Genomic DNA, 16166 nt, shown 5'->3' with positions numbered 1-16166 from the left:
TTATGCAGAAACTTACTGCAATAATTCCAGCCGGAAATGAAATACATAATATTGAAGAGGTTATAGCTTCAGTAGATTTTGCAGATGAAATTTTAGTAGTAGATAGTTGTAGTACAGATGGAACGTTTGAAAAAGCGCAAGAACTGGCTACTAGAGTTATTCAACGTGAATATGGCTATTCGGCATCCCAAAAGAATTGGGCTATTCCACAGGCAAAACACGAATGGGTATTTCTTATTGATGCTGATGAACGCGTTACTCCAGAACTTAGAGAAGAAATTATTAGTATTTTAAGTCAGCCTGAACCAAGTCATACCGCTTATTGGATTGGTCGTATCAATTATTTTATGGGCGAACGTGTGAATTATAGTGGCTGGCGTAATGATGTTGTTATTCGTTTATTTAAACGTGACTTTTGTGTCTATGAAGACAAACAAGTTCATGCCGAAATCATTGTAGATGGTACAATTGGAAAATTAAAACACAAGCTTACACATAATACTTTTGTCACATTTGATAAGTTTATCGAAAAAATGAATCGATATGCATGGTGGCAAGCCAAAGATTATGATAAAAAAACGGGACGGTTAACACCTTATCATTTTGTCATAAAACCATTTTGGGGGTTTTTTAAACATTATATCATACAAAGCGGGTTTAGAGACGGCGTTGTTGGTTTTACCATAAGTACAATGCAGGCTTATGCTGTGTTTATGAGGTATGTAAAACTATGGCTTTTACGTCGAGGACGAGAGTAATTACTTTTTCCAGAATTTTATTTTTTTCTTTAAGCGACGACGACGCTGGTAGCGCTCTTGAAACTCTTTAGTATAACCACTCATTAATGCATATACTTCTTCAAAATCACGAGATATGCATTTAGCATATTCATCACTCATAATTTTAATCATATCATTTTCGGTAGCGAGTTTAGCGAAATTTTTAATTCGGGTTTTGAAGTCTAATGCTTTAAACTCCATTCGATTTAAATCGACCAGAAAAAACGCATAAGTATCTCCTGTTTTTTTAATTAAAGTATTTCCAGGTGAATGATCTAAAAAATACACCTGACGTTCATGCAACTTATATGTGAACCTTGTAAACGCTCGCAAAATAGCCTCTCTATCGGGATATTCTGGATTTTTTAGTTCTCTGTAAGTACAATCACAATCTAACTGTTCGCTAATGTAATAGCTTTTTTTGAAGGCAAGAGGTGTTTTAAACTCATAATAGGCAATCGGTTTTGGAGTACCAATACCCAGATTTATAATGCGATGTGCATATTCAAAAGAACGCTGAGCTTTACTCTTTCTAAAAAAACGATAAGCAATTTGATTGACAATATTAGGCACTCTAAATGATTTCACATTAACAGTCTCACCATTAAGCTCAAATAATTTTAAAGTATTTCTGTCTTGATTCCCAAAAGGTCGACCTTTCGATGCAAAGTTTATCACTATCGCATCTAATTCCTTTTGTAACGTTTTGTAATCCTTACTTATCTCATAATTCATACTACAAAATTACGATTACTTTTGAATCTATAATAAAGTTAATTTTAGTTTTGTTTCTTTGTAAAAAGAAAAGAAATGCCCAACGTATTTTTAGAGTCTCACCACATAAAAAATTTAAATTTTGGATTTGGTCAGTTCAACTACCATTTGATAAAAGGCCTTCATCATATTAATCCATCAGATTTTGATATCACGTTACATGCTAAGGACCTTCAAAAGTTAAAACATGAATTTGGTAATGATTTTAAATATAAAAAGTACTACTCGCTACGACGCTATGATGCGTTAAGAATTAGAAAAAAATATGACCTTTGGCATTCTATGAATCAGAATACAAAGATTGAACCTTATCATGATATTCCGTATTTACTGACGATACATAATACATCATACATCAAAGACAAAACAGATTATAAGGATAAAAAAGAGCATGTTTTGTTTCAGGATAAGATTAATAGAAGTACTGCGATAACTTATATTTCAGAATATGCCAAAAGCTCAACTCACCAGTTTTTCGATGTACCAAAAGTTCCTGAATATGTAATCCATAATGGAAATCCAATATTAGAGATGACCATTACCGACGATTATAAAGCTGCATATATCCCAAATCGTCCATTTTTATTTACCATTGGAGAAGTTAAAGAGCGTAAAAACTTTAAATCTCTAATTGGTCTAATTAAAAACCTAGACGATTACCATTTAATCATTGCAGGAAAAAACAGCACTAGCGAAGCCGAAAATATTCAAGCCTTAATTGACGAAAACCAGTTAAATGACCGTATCAAACTTGTTGGTAAAATTTCGGAGTCAGACAAACAGTTTTATTACAAAAATTGTGCTGCATTCGTATTTCCTTCCCTACGTGAAGGTTTTGGGCTTCCCGTTATCGAGGCCATGAAATTTGGAAAACCTACCTTCATTTCCAATAACACCTCACTACCAGAGATTGGTGGCGATTTGTCCTTTTACTGGGACCATTACGATCCCGAATACATGGCGGAAGTTTTTCAAAAAGGGATGAGTACATTTGAGAACTCTAAAACCCAATACATTAAACAACTAAAGGAAAGAGCCAATAGCTTTAATTGGAATGATGCCGCAAAAGCGTATATTGAGGTCTACAGATCTTTACTAAAATAACGAGAATGAAAAAAATAATCAGTTCTGCAAAGCGCTCTATTCGTAAGAAGCAGACCATTGCAAAAATATTAAAATCAGAACAGCATAATGACTCTGTTGTAAATATCCATCGCATTGACACACGTAATGCTGGAGATTATTATTGTGCGCCACATCACTACTTTGATGTTTTAAAAGGAAAGCACCTAGACATTTTTGGTTATAAACTTGAAGATGATGTAAAACGTCAAAATTTTATTGATACGATCAATTCTAAAGCCCTTATCATTGGTGGAGGCGGTTTATTAAACCGTTCAGGATTTCACCGTCAGATGAGACTTTTTGAAAAATTATCTGAGAAAGGAAAAAAAACAGTGCTTTGGGGTGTTGGGCACAATGAAAAACATCCACACACCTACGATAAGGTTAAACATTATAATGTAGATGTCACAAAATTTGGCATTGCAGGTACAAGAGATTATAAAATGCCTGGAGAGTATGTGCCCTGTGTGAGTTGCTTACATCCTATTTTTGATGATCCTTTTGATGAAACACAAGATATCGGTATTGTTTTTCATAAGGACACTTTAAAAAAGCCTGAGATATTAGCTAAATTTAAAGACTATCCGACGTCATCGAACACCTCAGATTTTGAAGAACTTATTGCTTTTATTAAAGCTTCCAATAAGATTGTATCCGACAGCTATCACGTCATGTACTGGAGTATGCTTTTAGGAAAGAAAGTTGTTGTTGTTCCCAATTCGTCAAAATTTTTCGACTTTCAACACCGTCCTGTGGTATCCGATTTTGACAACGCCTTAAATCAGTTTTCAAAAACTGAAACTTATCCAGGATTGTTAGAAGAATGCAGAACAATTAACACTAAATTTTCGGTCAAAGTTTTTGATTATCTCAACCTTTAAACTTCTTTATCTTTTTCAAGACAAAACAATCTCAAAAACTTAAGAAATAAATAAGCAAAGAGATTTTAAAAGATGTGGTGTATGTCGTAAATTTGCACAACTATAATGTCACCTAAAATCAGGACCATTATCCGATTGATATTAGATACTTGCGTCTGCTGTTTAAAACGATGAACTACAAAGAAGCCTTACAGAATCCTATATTCAATATCATTTCTAAATCATCAAAAGAATTAGGAGTCGATAGTTATGTGATTGGTGGATTTGTTCGTGATTTTATTTTAAATCGTGGCGAACATAAAGACATCGACATTGTAGCTATAGGCAGTGGGATTGCCCTTGCAAAACGAGTTGCTAAAGCTTTACCAAATCAGCCAAAAGTTCAGGTGTTTAAAACCTACGGAACAGCGATGCTGGTCTATGATGATATGGATATCGAGTTTGTTGGTGCCCGAAAAGAATCCTATAACGAAAACAGTAGAAATCCTGTAGTTGAAAATGGCACGCTTCAAGACGATCAAAACCGTAGAGATTTTACAATTAATGCTATGGCTCTAGATCTTTCGGAAACCAACTTCGGAAATTTGCTAGATCCATTTAATGGCATTCAAGATTTAAATGCTAAAATCATACGAACGCCTCTCGATCCAGATGTGACTTACAGTGACGACCCTTTACGTATGATGCGTGCAATCAGATTTGCTACACAACTCGGATTCACCATAGAAAAGGCATCTCTTGAAGCCATTTACAGAAATAAAGAGCGTATCAAAATTATCACCAATGAACGTATCGTAGTCGAATTACATAAAATTCTAGAGAGCGACAAACCTTCAATTGGCTTTTTACATCTCGAACGTACTGGACTTTTACACTATATACTTCCAGAACTGACCGCGCTCAAAGGTATAGATGAAGTTGAAGGACAAACTCATAAAGATAATTTTTACCATACTCTCGAAGTCGTTGATAATATTGCTAAACATACAGATAATTTATGGTTACGCTGGGCAGCATTACTTCATGACATCGGAAAAGCGCCCACTAAAAAATTTAGTAAAAAAGTAGGTTGGACATTCCATGCTCATGAATTTGAAGGTGCTAAAATGGTCTACCATTTATTTAAGCGTCTTAAAATGCCCTTAAATGACAAAATGAAATTTGTTCAAAAAATGGTATTTATGAGTTCGCGCCCAATCGTTTTAGCCCAGGATATTGTTACCGATTCTGCGGTTAGGCGCTTAGTTTTTGACGCTGGTGACTATGTTGAGGATCTGATGACCCTTTGTGAAGCAGATATCACTACAAAAAACCCTAAAAAATTCAATAAATATCATAACAATTTTAAAATTGTTCGTGAAAAAATAATAGAGGTTGAAGCTCGTGATCATGTAAGAAACTTTCAACCGCCAATTTCTGGAGAAGAAATTATGACCACTTTTAATTTAAAACCATCTAGAGAAATCGGTAAAATTAAAGAGGTTATAAAAGAAGCCATTTTAGAAGGAGATATTCCTAATGAATATGAAGCAGCTTATGAACTGATGCTAAAAGAAGGGGAACGCCTGGGACTTAAAGCCAATCCTAAAGCATGATGAATATTATTAGAACGAACTCTGAAAATAAAGACTTCATCCAACTTGTTGAAGCACTCGATGCCTATTTAAAAATGACCGATGGTGATGAACACGCGTTTTATAACCAGTTTAATAGTATTTCCGTTTTAAATCATGTGGTTGTTGCCTATATTGATGGCACTGCTGTAGGTTGTGGCGCTTTTAAACCCTTTGACAATAGTAGTGTGGAAATTAAACGCATGTACACTACTCCTCAAACTCGTGGTATGGGTGTTGCTTCGGAAATTTTAAAATCTTTAGAACTCTGGGCTTCTGAATTAGGTTATGCCTCCTGTGTATTGGAAACAGGAATCAGACAAAAAGAAGCGGTTCAATTTTACAAAAAGAATAACTATAAATCTATTGAAAAGTACGGACAATACGTCAATATGGACAATAGTGTATGTTTTAAAAAAGAATTATAATCAATGAAAAAAGATAATAAAAAAGTCATTTATTGGTTGCTTACCGGATGTGTTTTAATTTTTATCATGGTCGTCGTTGGTGGTATTACACGATTAACCCATTCTGGATTATCCATATCCAACTATAAGCTAATTTCTGGAACAATTCCTCCTATGAATGAAGTCGAGTGGCAAGAAGCATTCGACCTGTACAAACAATACCCAGAGTATCAAAAATTAAATAAGCATTTCGATTTACAAGACTTTAAAGATATTTATTTCTGGGAATGGCTTCATCGCGTTATAGGGCGTTTTATTGGTTTAGTTTTTATCATACCGTTTATCTACTTTTTAATACGTAAACAATTAAGCAAACCTACAATCAAGAAGAGTATCATATTACTCTGTATGGGAGCGTTCCAAGGTTTTCTTGGCTGGTATATGGTCAAAAGTGGTCTCGTAGATAATCCAGATGTGAGCCATTATCGTCTTTCGATGCATTTAACGACAGCATTCCTCACATTTGCATTTACGTTCTGGGTGGTATTAGATTTAATATTTCCGAAGAAAAAAGACATCCATAAACCGTTCAGAAACTTAATACGAATAAGCTTAGTCATTCTTATTTTACAAATTATTTATGGTGCTTTTGTTGCCGGACTTGATGCTGGTTTTATTCATAACCATTGGCCAATGATGAGTGAAGGGCAATTTATGCATGAGACTGTTTATATCGAACAAGATCCACTGTACAAGAATTTTATAGAAGGAAAAAGTGGCGTTCAATTTGTTCACAGAATGTTAGCTTATGTCGTTGTCATCTTTTGTATTGCTATATGGATAAAAGCAAGAAAACTTATCCTAACAAAGTATCAACTTATAGGTGTTAATACACTAATTTTAGCTTTGGCAGTACAATTTATTCTTGGTATTCTTACCATTGTAAATGCGGTTCCTGTATGGTTAGGTGTCGCGCATCAAATAGGTGCATTTATTTTGTTAAGCGCTATGATTTTTACCCTACATCGCTTCAGTAAATAATTTAAAAAAAGCATACCTTTGCAGTATAATTAATTATTATGATTTACAGATTTAGAGTCATACTTGATAATGATACCGAAGACGATATTTTTAGAGATATTGAAATTCGTGAAACCGATTCTCTTGAAGATTTACACAATGCTGTAACACAATCTTTTGGATTTGACGGACTAGAAATGGCGTCATTTTACATCAGTAATGACGACTGGGAACAAGGCGAAGAAATTTCAATGTTTGATGTCAGTGAAGGTGCAAATTCGGTTCGCTTAATGAATGAAACTTCACTCAACAGTGTAGTTCATGAAGCCCAGACTAAACTTATTTATGTGTATGACTTTTTAAGTATGTGGACCTTTTTTGTTGAGCTTGCTGAAATTGTAGATGAAGCCGAAGGTACCGATTATCCTAACCTTATATTTGTTCACGGACAAATACCAGATACAGCTCCAGAAAAAGCATTTGAAGCCGAAAACTTTGACGATGACTTCAATGAATTTGATGATGATATCGACGTCGATGATTATGAAGATCTAGACTTTGATGAAAACTGGAATTAATCCCTTATCTAATACCTCAAGAAAAGTTATTCATCGAAATGCCTTGATAATTACGTTTTACAAAATCTAAGGCATTTTTTAAAACCTCACCCATATTAGTACTCTCTCTAAAGGCTTTATCTAAAGTATATTGATAGATTTCTTCTTTTAACATGTCAATATATCTTGGGCTTGAAAGTGTATCAGATTGCATACAATCGAGCAGTTCTCCTATACGATCCTGATAACTAATCATTCGTCGTGCCACTATAGAGCGCTCTTCAATTTTGTATTGATCAACTGATTCTTTTTGTATTTTTTCACGAACCAACTCCACCATTTTAAAGTTTTCTTTGAAAAATTGAGGTCTGTAAATTTTTAGTTTTCCTTCGTAACTCTGCTGGTCAAAATCTATCGCTCTAATTTTAAAAACAACATGATCAAAATCATGTGTAGGTACAATCACATAATTATATGAACGCATATCTCCTAAAAGCCTTATCATACAACGTTCATTAAACTTCACAAACTCCTTTGCTATTTGAGATTTTTCTGAAGCATTGCATTCTGGCAGCATCGTTTTGATAAATTCATCTCCTGGAATTCCGGCTATATGCTCTTCGATTAACGTGTCTTTATACACTAAAAAATTTAAATTATAGGGCGACAACATATGCTCCAATTCTAAACCATACACACGAGATGCATCTGCTTTTTTAACATAGAAATAGGTATAGTTATCGTTTAAGATATTTCGGACTTTCACACGAAAAGGTTTAGAATTACCAAACGTACAAAAGTCGATTGCATCAATATTTAAATACTTAAATATGGTTTCATTTCCATCTGAAATCAAATTAGAATAGACCCGTTTTAAACTTAAATCTATTTCTGCTCGTTCAAACTCATTATAATACACACGAACCCACAACGTATCTTCATCATTCTTATCATACACCACAACGGCTCCTTGAAACCTCAACAAATCCTCATAAAAAATAGGGAGTCTGATATTTCTATTGTACTCCTGCAAATATTTATGCAACTGACTATTAATAGGGTATGAAGGTTTTTTCTTTGAAATTTTTAAATCATCCATAACTTTAAATTCAAGTCTAAAATACCATTTTAAAAATTACTGTGTAACATAAAACGGTTTTGTTCGTCGTATTTATAATCAACCACTACTGAATCTTTTCAGTAAAAAAATCAATCAAATTTGGAATCTATATTAACCATTAACAATCTTACCAAAAAATTTGGCTACCTCACAGCTGTCAAAGATTTGTCATTTACCATAAACAAAGGCAATGTTTACGGCATTTTAGGGCCTAACGGAAGTGGAAAATCTACTACACTTGGCATCGTATTAAATGTTGTCAATAAAACTGAAGGAAATTTCCATTGGTTTGATGGTAACACAACCACACATGATGCTCTCAAAAGAGTAGGCGCTATTATTGAACGTCCTAATTTCTATCCGTATATGACGGCCGAACAGAACTTGAGATTGGTATGTAGAATAAAAGACGTCGACCAAAGTAAAATTGCCGAAAAGTTAGACATTGTAGGACTTCTCGATCGTAAAGACCATAAGTTTAAAACCTATTCTTTAGGTATGAAACAACGTTTGGCCATTGCCTCAGCATTGTTAAATGACCCTGAAATTTTAATACTCGATGAACCAACAAATGGTTTAGACCCTCAAGGAATTCATCAAATTCGTCAAATCATAAAAGACATAGCCAATAATGGTACAACCATACTTTTAGCATCTCACCTGCTCGACGAAGTAGAAAAAGTTTGTACACATGTTGTTGTACTTAGGAAAGGTGAAAAATTGTACTCAGGTCGTGTAGACGAAATGATTTCAAGTCATGGCTTTTTTGAACTAAAAGCAGAGCAACATGATGCACTCATTAATGTTTTAGAAACCAGTACATCCTTCGGAAATATAAAAATTGAAGACCAGCTCATCACTGCGTTTTTAAACGAACCTATGGATGCAAAAACATTTAACCAGCTCATGTTCGATAAGGGTATTATTTTATCACATCTCGTGAAGCGTAAGGAAAGCTTAGAGGAGCAATTCTTACAATTAACCGACAAAAACTAATCATCAATCATAGCACATCTGAGGTCAGTCTTCAGAATAAAAAACCAACCACCATGTTAAGATTATTACAATTAGAGCTACAAAAATTACTTCTCAACAGAGCGAGTAAGGTTCTTATTTTCATCTCATTTATATTACCGTTTTTTGTCATCATATTATCATCTTTACGCATCAACTTTTTCGGGTTTTTCGTATTAGAATTAGGACATTACGGACTTTTTAATTTTCCAATCGTTTGGCACATTACCACATTTTTTGCGTCGCAGTTTAAGTTCTTTTTCGCAATAGTAGTCGTCAGTATGATTGGCAACGAATACAGCAATAAAACTATCAAACAAAATCTCATCGATGGTTTGAGTAAAAAAGAGTTTATACTCTCTAAATTTTATACCATCATCTTCTTTTCTGCTGTAGCTACAATTTTAATTTTCATTATATGTCTATGCATTGGTTTATACTACTCTAGCATTAGTGAACCACATTTAATATTTAGAGAACTTGAATTTTTATTTGCCTATTTCCTCAAGTTAGTTGGCTTTTTTAGCCTCTGTTTATTCTTAGGAATGTTAGTCAAACGCTCGGCCTTTGCTTTAGCCTTTTTATTTGTTTTATTTATTTTAGAATGGATAATCTATGGTATTTTAGCTTGGAAAATAGACGAAAGTACTGCCGATAAAATTCAGAATTTCTTTCCTCTAAAATCGATGTATAAACTTATTGATCAACCCTTTCAAAGAATTGCCATTTCAAAAGCACCAAACGGTCAAGACTTCATGTATGACTTCGCAGTGCACTGGTATGAAATTGCAATCGTTATGGGTTGGACAGCAATATTCATCTTTTTATCGTACAGATTATTAAAAAACCGAGATTTGTAATATCTTTATTGACTTAGTTGACATGATACAATAATGTTAAAATTATTGATTTAATGAAATAACAGGTAGGTCTTTCAGTTGTCCTACTGTTATAATAATGTCGTATCTAAGTTAATTGCAAATATTACATGAAAAAGAGATCCGTTTTAATTTTTATTACGCTACTTTCTGTTACCCTCAATTTTGCTCAACAAGAAGCTTCTTTTTGGTATTTTGGTCAAAATGCCGGACTTCAATTTGATGCTGCTAGTGGTACTGTCACAGCTGTTACTGACGGGCAAATTAATACCTTAGAAGGTTGTACTTCAATTTCTGATACATCTGGAAATTTATTGTTTTACACCGACGGAAGAACGGTTTGGAATCAAAATCATCAAACCATGCTAAATGGTGACTATCTTGCAGGAACCGGACTTCTTGGAGATCCTTCGAGTACATCCTCTGGATTAATTGTTCCTAAACCGCAAGATCCTACTCAATATTATATATTTACTGTTGACGAACCGCATCACCAAAATGCGGCTGTCTTTCCCAATCAATTCACAGGCAACTATGATAGTGGTGGTACAGTACCAGGCGAGGATGATGGCTTTAATAATGGTCTCGCTTATTCATTAGTAGATATGACTCTCAATGCTGGCTTAGGTGATGTTGTCGATACCGAAAAAAATGTACCTCTGGTCACTTATGATGTAAACAATCCTGTTGAAGAGGCTTTTAAATGTTCAGAAAAAATTACAGCGGTTAAAGCAGATGATTGTTCTTCGTTTTGGGTCATCACCCATTTTATAGATAAATTTTACGCCTTTAAAGTAGATCTTAATGGTGTACAAACCACGCCAGTAATTTCAACCTCAGGACCTCCTGTACCTATTGAAGGGTATCGTCGAAATGCTTTAGGGTATATTAAAGCGTCTCCAGATGGTACCAAATTAGCTGTAGCACATTTTGGTTTTGCATTGCAAGCTGCTGGAAATGCAGCTGGTGGCGTATACTTATATGATTTTGATAATGATACAGGAATTGTTTCTAATAGTGTTGAACTTTACGGTCCCGAAAATGGAGATAGTCCTTACGGTGTTGAGTTTTCGTCAGAAAATAGAAAATTATATGCCTCAGTTGGTGATGGTATAGGCGGAAATGGATCGAGCAGAATTTTTCAATGGGATTTAGAAAGTCCTGATATTCCTGGTTCTATTTTTCAAATCCACTCCTCGACCTCCCTGAGTGCTGGTGCTTTACAATTAGGTCTTGATAAACGAATTTACAGAGCACAAGTTAGCTTTTCCAATTTTAATAGTACTGGAGATTTCCTTGGTGTAATTAGTAACCCAGAAGCAACTGGACCTGCTGTTAATTATGATGAAACGGGTGTCTTAGTAGACATTAATGGTGGTTTTCAAAATTTAAGTCGAATTGGCTTACCGCCTTTTATACAATCACTTTTTAATTCTGAAATTGACATCATCCAAAATGGGATAAGTACAACAGAACTCGACTTATGTACTGATGATAGTTATACACTTGTTTCTGTTGATATTCCTGGCGCCACATATACATGGACTAAAGATGATGTGGTTTTATCTGAAACTACATTTGAACTCCTTGTAGATGAACCTGGCTTTTATGAAGTTTTTATAGAACCTAATAATGGTGAATGTCCAATTGAAGGTGAAGCTGTTGTAAGTATCTCTGAAATCCCAACAGCAACACAACCGCAAAACTTAATTGCTTGTGACCCTTCTGGTTCTTCAGTGTTTGATTTAACAGTACAGGATTCTGATATTTTAAACGGACAGGATGACACTCAATATTCGGTGCATTATTTTTCGTCTCAAGAAGATGCTGAAGCCAATATCAATGAAATTACAACAGACTTTACAAATACCGAAACACCGCAAACCATTTATGCTCGTGTTGAAAATAATGACAATGCCTTTTGCTTCGATTTAACCTCATTTACACTTACCGTTTTTATTACACCTGTGATTGACACTTTAAATGATATTACAGTTTGTGATACTGATTTTCTAGGAAATAGTATGGATGGTATAACTTCCTACGAGTTAGACAAACTCAACCCCGAGATATTAGGTAGTCAAGACGAAACCTTATATACAATTAGCTATCATCCAACACAAGACGATGCTGATAATAATACGAGTGCGCATCCTAATATTTACACGAATACAACTGCAAATACAGAAGAAATATTTGTACGAATTGAAAATAATAACAATACCGATTGTTACTCGACAGGCTCTTTCTTTTTAAATGTCAATAATGCACCTGAAGCCAATGACACCACTATTATTCAGTGTGATGAAGATGGTATTCCTGAAGGCTTTACCACTTTTGACCTCAACCAAGTTTTTGATGATATCACTGGTGGTGCTGCCAATAGAACCATTAACTTTTATGTCTCACTTTCCGACTTAGAAAACGATGAAGACGAGATTAATGCTGATGCTTTTGACAATTATTTCAATCCGCATATTATTTATGCTTTAGTGACCGATACGACTACTGGGTGTACAAATATTGCTGAAATTACTCTAGAAGCCAGTACTACAGTTTCTAATGACACGAATTTAGAAGTATGTGATGACGATGGTACTGAAGATGGCATCTATAATTTCAACCTTAATGATACGCTGGATGCGATTCTCTTCGGATTACCTTCCGATTTGGAGGTTAGCTTTTACGAGACTTATCAGGAAGCCCTTATTGAAGATAATCCTTTAGGGACTAATTATACCAACACCAATCCCTATGACCAAGTCATTTATGCGCGTGTTGAAAATATGAATGCCTGTTTTGGGATTAGTGAAATTCAACTTACCGTATTCGAATTGCCTAATATTGTCACTGAAGAAACCTTATACTATTGTTTAAACGACTTTCCGCAAACCATAACTTTAACTGGTGGATTGATTGATGATACACCGAACAACTATTATTACGACTGGTCTACTGGCGAAGATGAATTTGAAATTCAAATCAATGAGCCTGGCACTTACGCTGTGAGAGTAACCTCAACTGATGGCTGCTTTAAAGATCGAACCATTACTGTCTTAGCATCTGACATTGCAACCTTTACCGATATTGAAGTTACCGATGCCACATCGAATAATACCATTACTGTTTTTGTTACAGGAGAAGGTGTCTACCAATTTGCACTGGATGATCCATTAGGACCATATCAGGATAGTAACGTATTTGAAAATGTAAGTTTTGGATTTCATACGGTTTATGTCAAAGATGTTGAAAATGACTGCGGAACCGTTGAGGAAATCGTTTCTGTAATTGGTTTTCCGAAGTTCTTTACGCCTAATGGTGATGAGCACAATCCGTATTGGCAGGTCAAAGGAATTTCTAGCGACTTTCAGCCTAATACACAAATCTTAATTTTTGATCGCTACGGAAAATTGCTTGTAGAACTTGATCCACTAGGTCCTGGATGGGATGGCACTTTTAATGGTTTTAATATGCCTTCAAGTGATTATTGGTTTGTTGTTACTTTACAAGATGGTCGCACCTTTAGAAGTCATTTTGCCCTGAAACGCTAAACCCCTATGAACAAATTATACCTATTTCTACTCCTCTCATGTTTTTTTAACCTACACCGTATTTCTGCGCAAAGTCCGAATGATTGCGCCAATGCTATTCAAATATGTGGAAATTCGGATATTGATTTAGACGTTAATGGTGTCGGTAATCCTGAATCGTTTAATAATGCTTGTGGTATGGTTGAAAATAACACCATATGGTTTAGGCTAACAATGGCCACCAGTGGAACTCTTGGGTTTACACTGACTCCTGAAAGTACAGCGATAAGTGAAGATTATGATTTTTCAGTATTTGGCCCAACCGATTCATGTGCAACCTTAGGTCAGGCTATCCGCTGTTCAACAACCAATCCTGCAAACGCCAATCAAGGTAATAATCTTACAGGAATGAATTCGACCGAAACTGATGTCTCTGAAGGTCCTGGAGCTGATGGTAACAGTTTTGTAAGTCAGATTAATGTTATGGCTGGTGAAACTTATTATATCCTCATTGACAGACCCATAGGAAATAGTCCGTTTAGTTTGGAATGGACTGGCTCTGCACAATTTCCTGATGCTCCAGAAAGTCAGGCTTCTATTGGTGATTCATTAAATTTTAGTCAGTGTGATAATCTAGCACCTTTCAATGATGGTGTTGCAACTTTTGATTTAGAAGCCAATAGCGTTATACTTATCGGAAACCAAACCAATGTCATTATTACATATCACAATACTCCTGAAGATGCAGCTATTGGAAGCAATCCCTTAATGAGTCCGTATTCAAATATCTCCAATCCGGAAGTCATTTACGGACGACTACTAAACACTGTTTCTCAATGTTTTATAACAGTACCTTTTAATCTTAATGTTACAGGATTAGATATTATAGAACCTTCTGCTTTTACTGTATGTGACAGCGCAGATGATGGTGATATCGATAACGGTATTGGGATGTTTAATTTGGAAGATAAAATACCTGAAATATTAAATGGATTAGACCCAGATAGTGTGACATATTCATTTCATCTTAACGAAAATGATGCTACCGCTAATACAAATCCTATTGCTTCAGATTATCAAAATACATCGCCAAACAGTCAACAAGTATTTGTAAGAGTTGAAGAAATTTCAACCGACTGCTTTGGTATCGTTCCCATTAATTTAGAAGTGATTCCTATTCCTGAAGCTAATGACACCACTATTATTCAGTGTGATGAGGATGGTATTCCTGAAGGCTTTACCACTTTTGACCTCAATCAGGTTTTTGATGATATTACTGGAGGTGCTGCTAATAGAACCATTAATTTTTATGTCTCACTTTCCGACTTAGAAAACGATGAAGACGAGATTAATGCTGATGCTTTTGACAATTATTTCAATCCGCATATCATTTATGCACTGGTCACTGACACTGTAAATGGCTGTACAAATATTGCTGAAATTACTCTCGAAGCCAGTACCACAGCTTCTAATGACACGATTTTAGAAGTCTGTGATGACGATGGTACTGAAGATGGCATCTATAATTTCAACCTTAATGATATGCTGGATGCGATTCTCTTCGGATTACCTGCCGATTTGGAGGTTAGCTTTTACGAGACCTATCAGGAAGCCCTTATTGAAGATAATCCTTTAGGGACTAATTATACCAACACCAATCCCTATGACCAAGTCATTTATGCGCGTGTTGAAAATATGAATGCCTGTTTTGGGATTAGTGAAATTCAACTTACCGTATTCGAATTGCCTAATATTGTCACTGAAGAAACCTTATTCTATTGTTTAAACGACTTTCCGCAAACCATAACTTTAACTGGTGGATTGATTGATGATACACCAAACAACTATTATTACGACTGGTCTACTGGCGAAGACGAATTTGAAATTCAAATTAATGAACCTGGCACTTACGCTGTGAGAGTAACCTCAACTGATGGTTGTTTTAAAGATCGAACTATTAGTGTCCTAGCATCTGACATTGCAACGTTTACCGATATTGAAGTTACCGATGCCACATCGAATAATACCATTACTGTTTTTGTTACAGGAGAAGGTGTCTACCAATTTGCACTAGATGATCCATTAGGACCATATCAGGATAGTAACGTATTTGAAAATGTAAGTTTTGGATTTCATACGGTTTATGTCAAAGATGTTGAAAATGACTGCGGAACCGTTGAGGAAATCGTTTCTGTAATTGGTTTTCCAAAATTCTTTACGCCTAATGGTGATGAGCACAATCCGTATTGGCAGGTCAAAGGAATTTCTAGCGACTTTCAACCTAATACACAAATCTTAATTTTTGATCGCTACGGAAAATTGCTTGTAGAACTTAATCCTCTAGGTCCTGGATGGGATGGTACTTTTAATGGTTTCGAGCTACCTTCTAGTGATTACTGGTTTGTAGTTACTTTACAAGACGGTCGAACCTTTAGAAGTCATTTCACTTTGAAACGCTAAAAAATATG

13 protein-coding genes are annotated in these 16166 nt (G+C 35.1%); 11 read left to right on the top strand and 2 right to left on the bottom strand.

Features of this window, described 5'->3' with window-relative positions; all coding sequences use genetic code 11:
- The first annotated feature begins 2 nt into the window (after positions 1-2).
- Positions 3-758, top strand: coding sequence for a glycosyltransferase family 2 protein (locus tag H7350_RS09325; RefSeq protein WP_204345638.1), 756 nt, complete (start codon positions 3-5; stop codon positions 756-758).
- Here H7350_RS09325 and H7350_RS09320 read toward each other — a convergent pair whose 3' ends face one another.
- Entirely contained in the window at positions 759-1514 is a 756-nt protein-coding gene (locus H7350_RS09320) for a lipopolysaccharide kinase InaA family protein (protein WP_204345637.1), read from the bottom strand.
- Between the two features lie 75 nt (positions 1515-1589).
- Here H7350_RS09320 and H7350_RS09315 point away from each other — a divergent pair, with 75 nt between their 5' ends.
- The 6 genes from H7350_RS09315 (at position 1590) to H7350_RS09290 (ending at position 7177) form a co-directional block, all read left to right on the top strand.
- Positions 1590-2657: a glycosyltransferase family 4 protein gene (locus H7350_RS09315; protein ID WP_204345636.1), complete on the top strand. Its 1068-nt coding sequence runs from the start codon at positions 1590-1592 to the stop codon at positions 2655-2657.
- 5 nt (positions 2658-2662) lie between these two features.
- Positions 2663-3559 (top strand): polysaccharide pyruvyl transferase family protein, encoded by an 897-nt coding sequence (locus H7350_RS09310; protein WP_204345635.1) that lies wholly within the window; start codon positions 2663-2665, stop codon positions 3557-3559.
- A gap of 170 nt (positions 3560-3729) precedes the next feature.
- On the top strand, positions 3730-5154 hold the full coding sequence (locus H7350_RS09305; RefSeq protein ID WP_204345634.1) for a CCA tRNA nucleotidyltransferase: 1425 nt from the start codon (positions 3730-3732) through the stop codon (positions 5152-5154).
- Entirely contained in the window at positions 5151-5600 is a 450-nt protein-coding gene (locus tag H7350_RS09300) for a GNAT family N-acetyltransferase (RefSeq protein ID WP_204345633.1), read from the top strand. The genes H7350_RS09305 and H7350_RS09300 overlap by 4 nt, the downstream gene beginning before the upstream one ends.
- Before the next feature lie 3 nt (positions 5601-5603).
- Entirely contained in the window at positions 5604-6620 is a 1017-nt protein-coding gene (locus tag H7350_RS09295) for a COX15/CtaA family protein (protein WP_204345632.1), read from the top strand.
- Positions 6621-6658: 38 nt separating this feature from the next.
- Positions 6659-7177 (top strand): IS1096 element passenger TnpR family protein, encoded by a 519-nt coding sequence (locus H7350_RS09290; RefSeq protein WP_204345631.1) that lies wholly within the window; start codon positions 6659-6661, stop codon positions 7175-7177.
- A gap of 16 nt (positions 7178-7193) precedes the next feature.
- On the opposite strand, the gene H7350_RS09285 is transcribed toward H7350_RS09290, so the two are convergent.
- Positions 7194-8255: a hypothetical protein gene (locus H7350_RS09285; RefSeq protein ID WP_204345630.1), complete on the bottom strand. Its 1062-nt coding sequence runs from the start codon at positions 8253-8255 to the stop codon at positions 7194-7196.
- 120 nt (positions 8256-8375) lie between these two features.
- Between H7350_RS09285 and H7350_RS09280 the strand changes: the two genes are divergently transcribed.
- From H7350_RS09280 to H7350_RS09265, 4 genes are all read left to right on the top strand, one after another.
- Complete coding sequence (locus tag H7350_RS09280) at positions 8376-9272, top strand: ABC transporter ATP-binding protein (protein WP_204345629.1); 897 nt, start codon at positions 8376-8378, stop codon at positions 9270-9272.
- 53 nt (positions 9273-9325) lie between these two features.
- Complete coding sequence (locus H7350_RS09275) at positions 9326-10150, top strand: ABC transporter permease (protein WP_204345628.1); 825 nt, start codon at positions 9326-9328, stop codon at positions 10148-10150.
- A 128-nt stretch (positions 10151-10278) separates the two neighbouring features.
- Positions 10279-13719, top strand: a complete 3441-nt coding sequence (locus tag H7350_RS09270; protein ID WP_204345627.1) for a T9SS type B sorting domain-containing protein — start codon at positions 10279-10281, stop codon at positions 13717-13719.
- A gap of 6 nt (positions 13720-13725) precedes the next feature.
- Complete coding sequence (locus tag H7350_RS09265) at positions 13726-16158, top strand: T9SS type B sorting domain-containing protein (protein ID WP_204345626.1); 2433 nt, start codon at positions 13726-13728, stop codon at positions 16156-16158.
- Positions 16159-16166 lie beyond the last annotated feature (8 nt).

The organism is Psychroserpens algicola (assembly GCF_014526325.1).
In the GTDB taxonomy this organism is placed as follows: Bacteria; Bacteroidota; Bacteroidia; order Flavobacteriales; family Flavobacteriaceae; genus Psychroserpens; species Psychroserpens algicola.
This window is presented reverse-complemented; position numbering and strand designations above follow the sequence as displayed.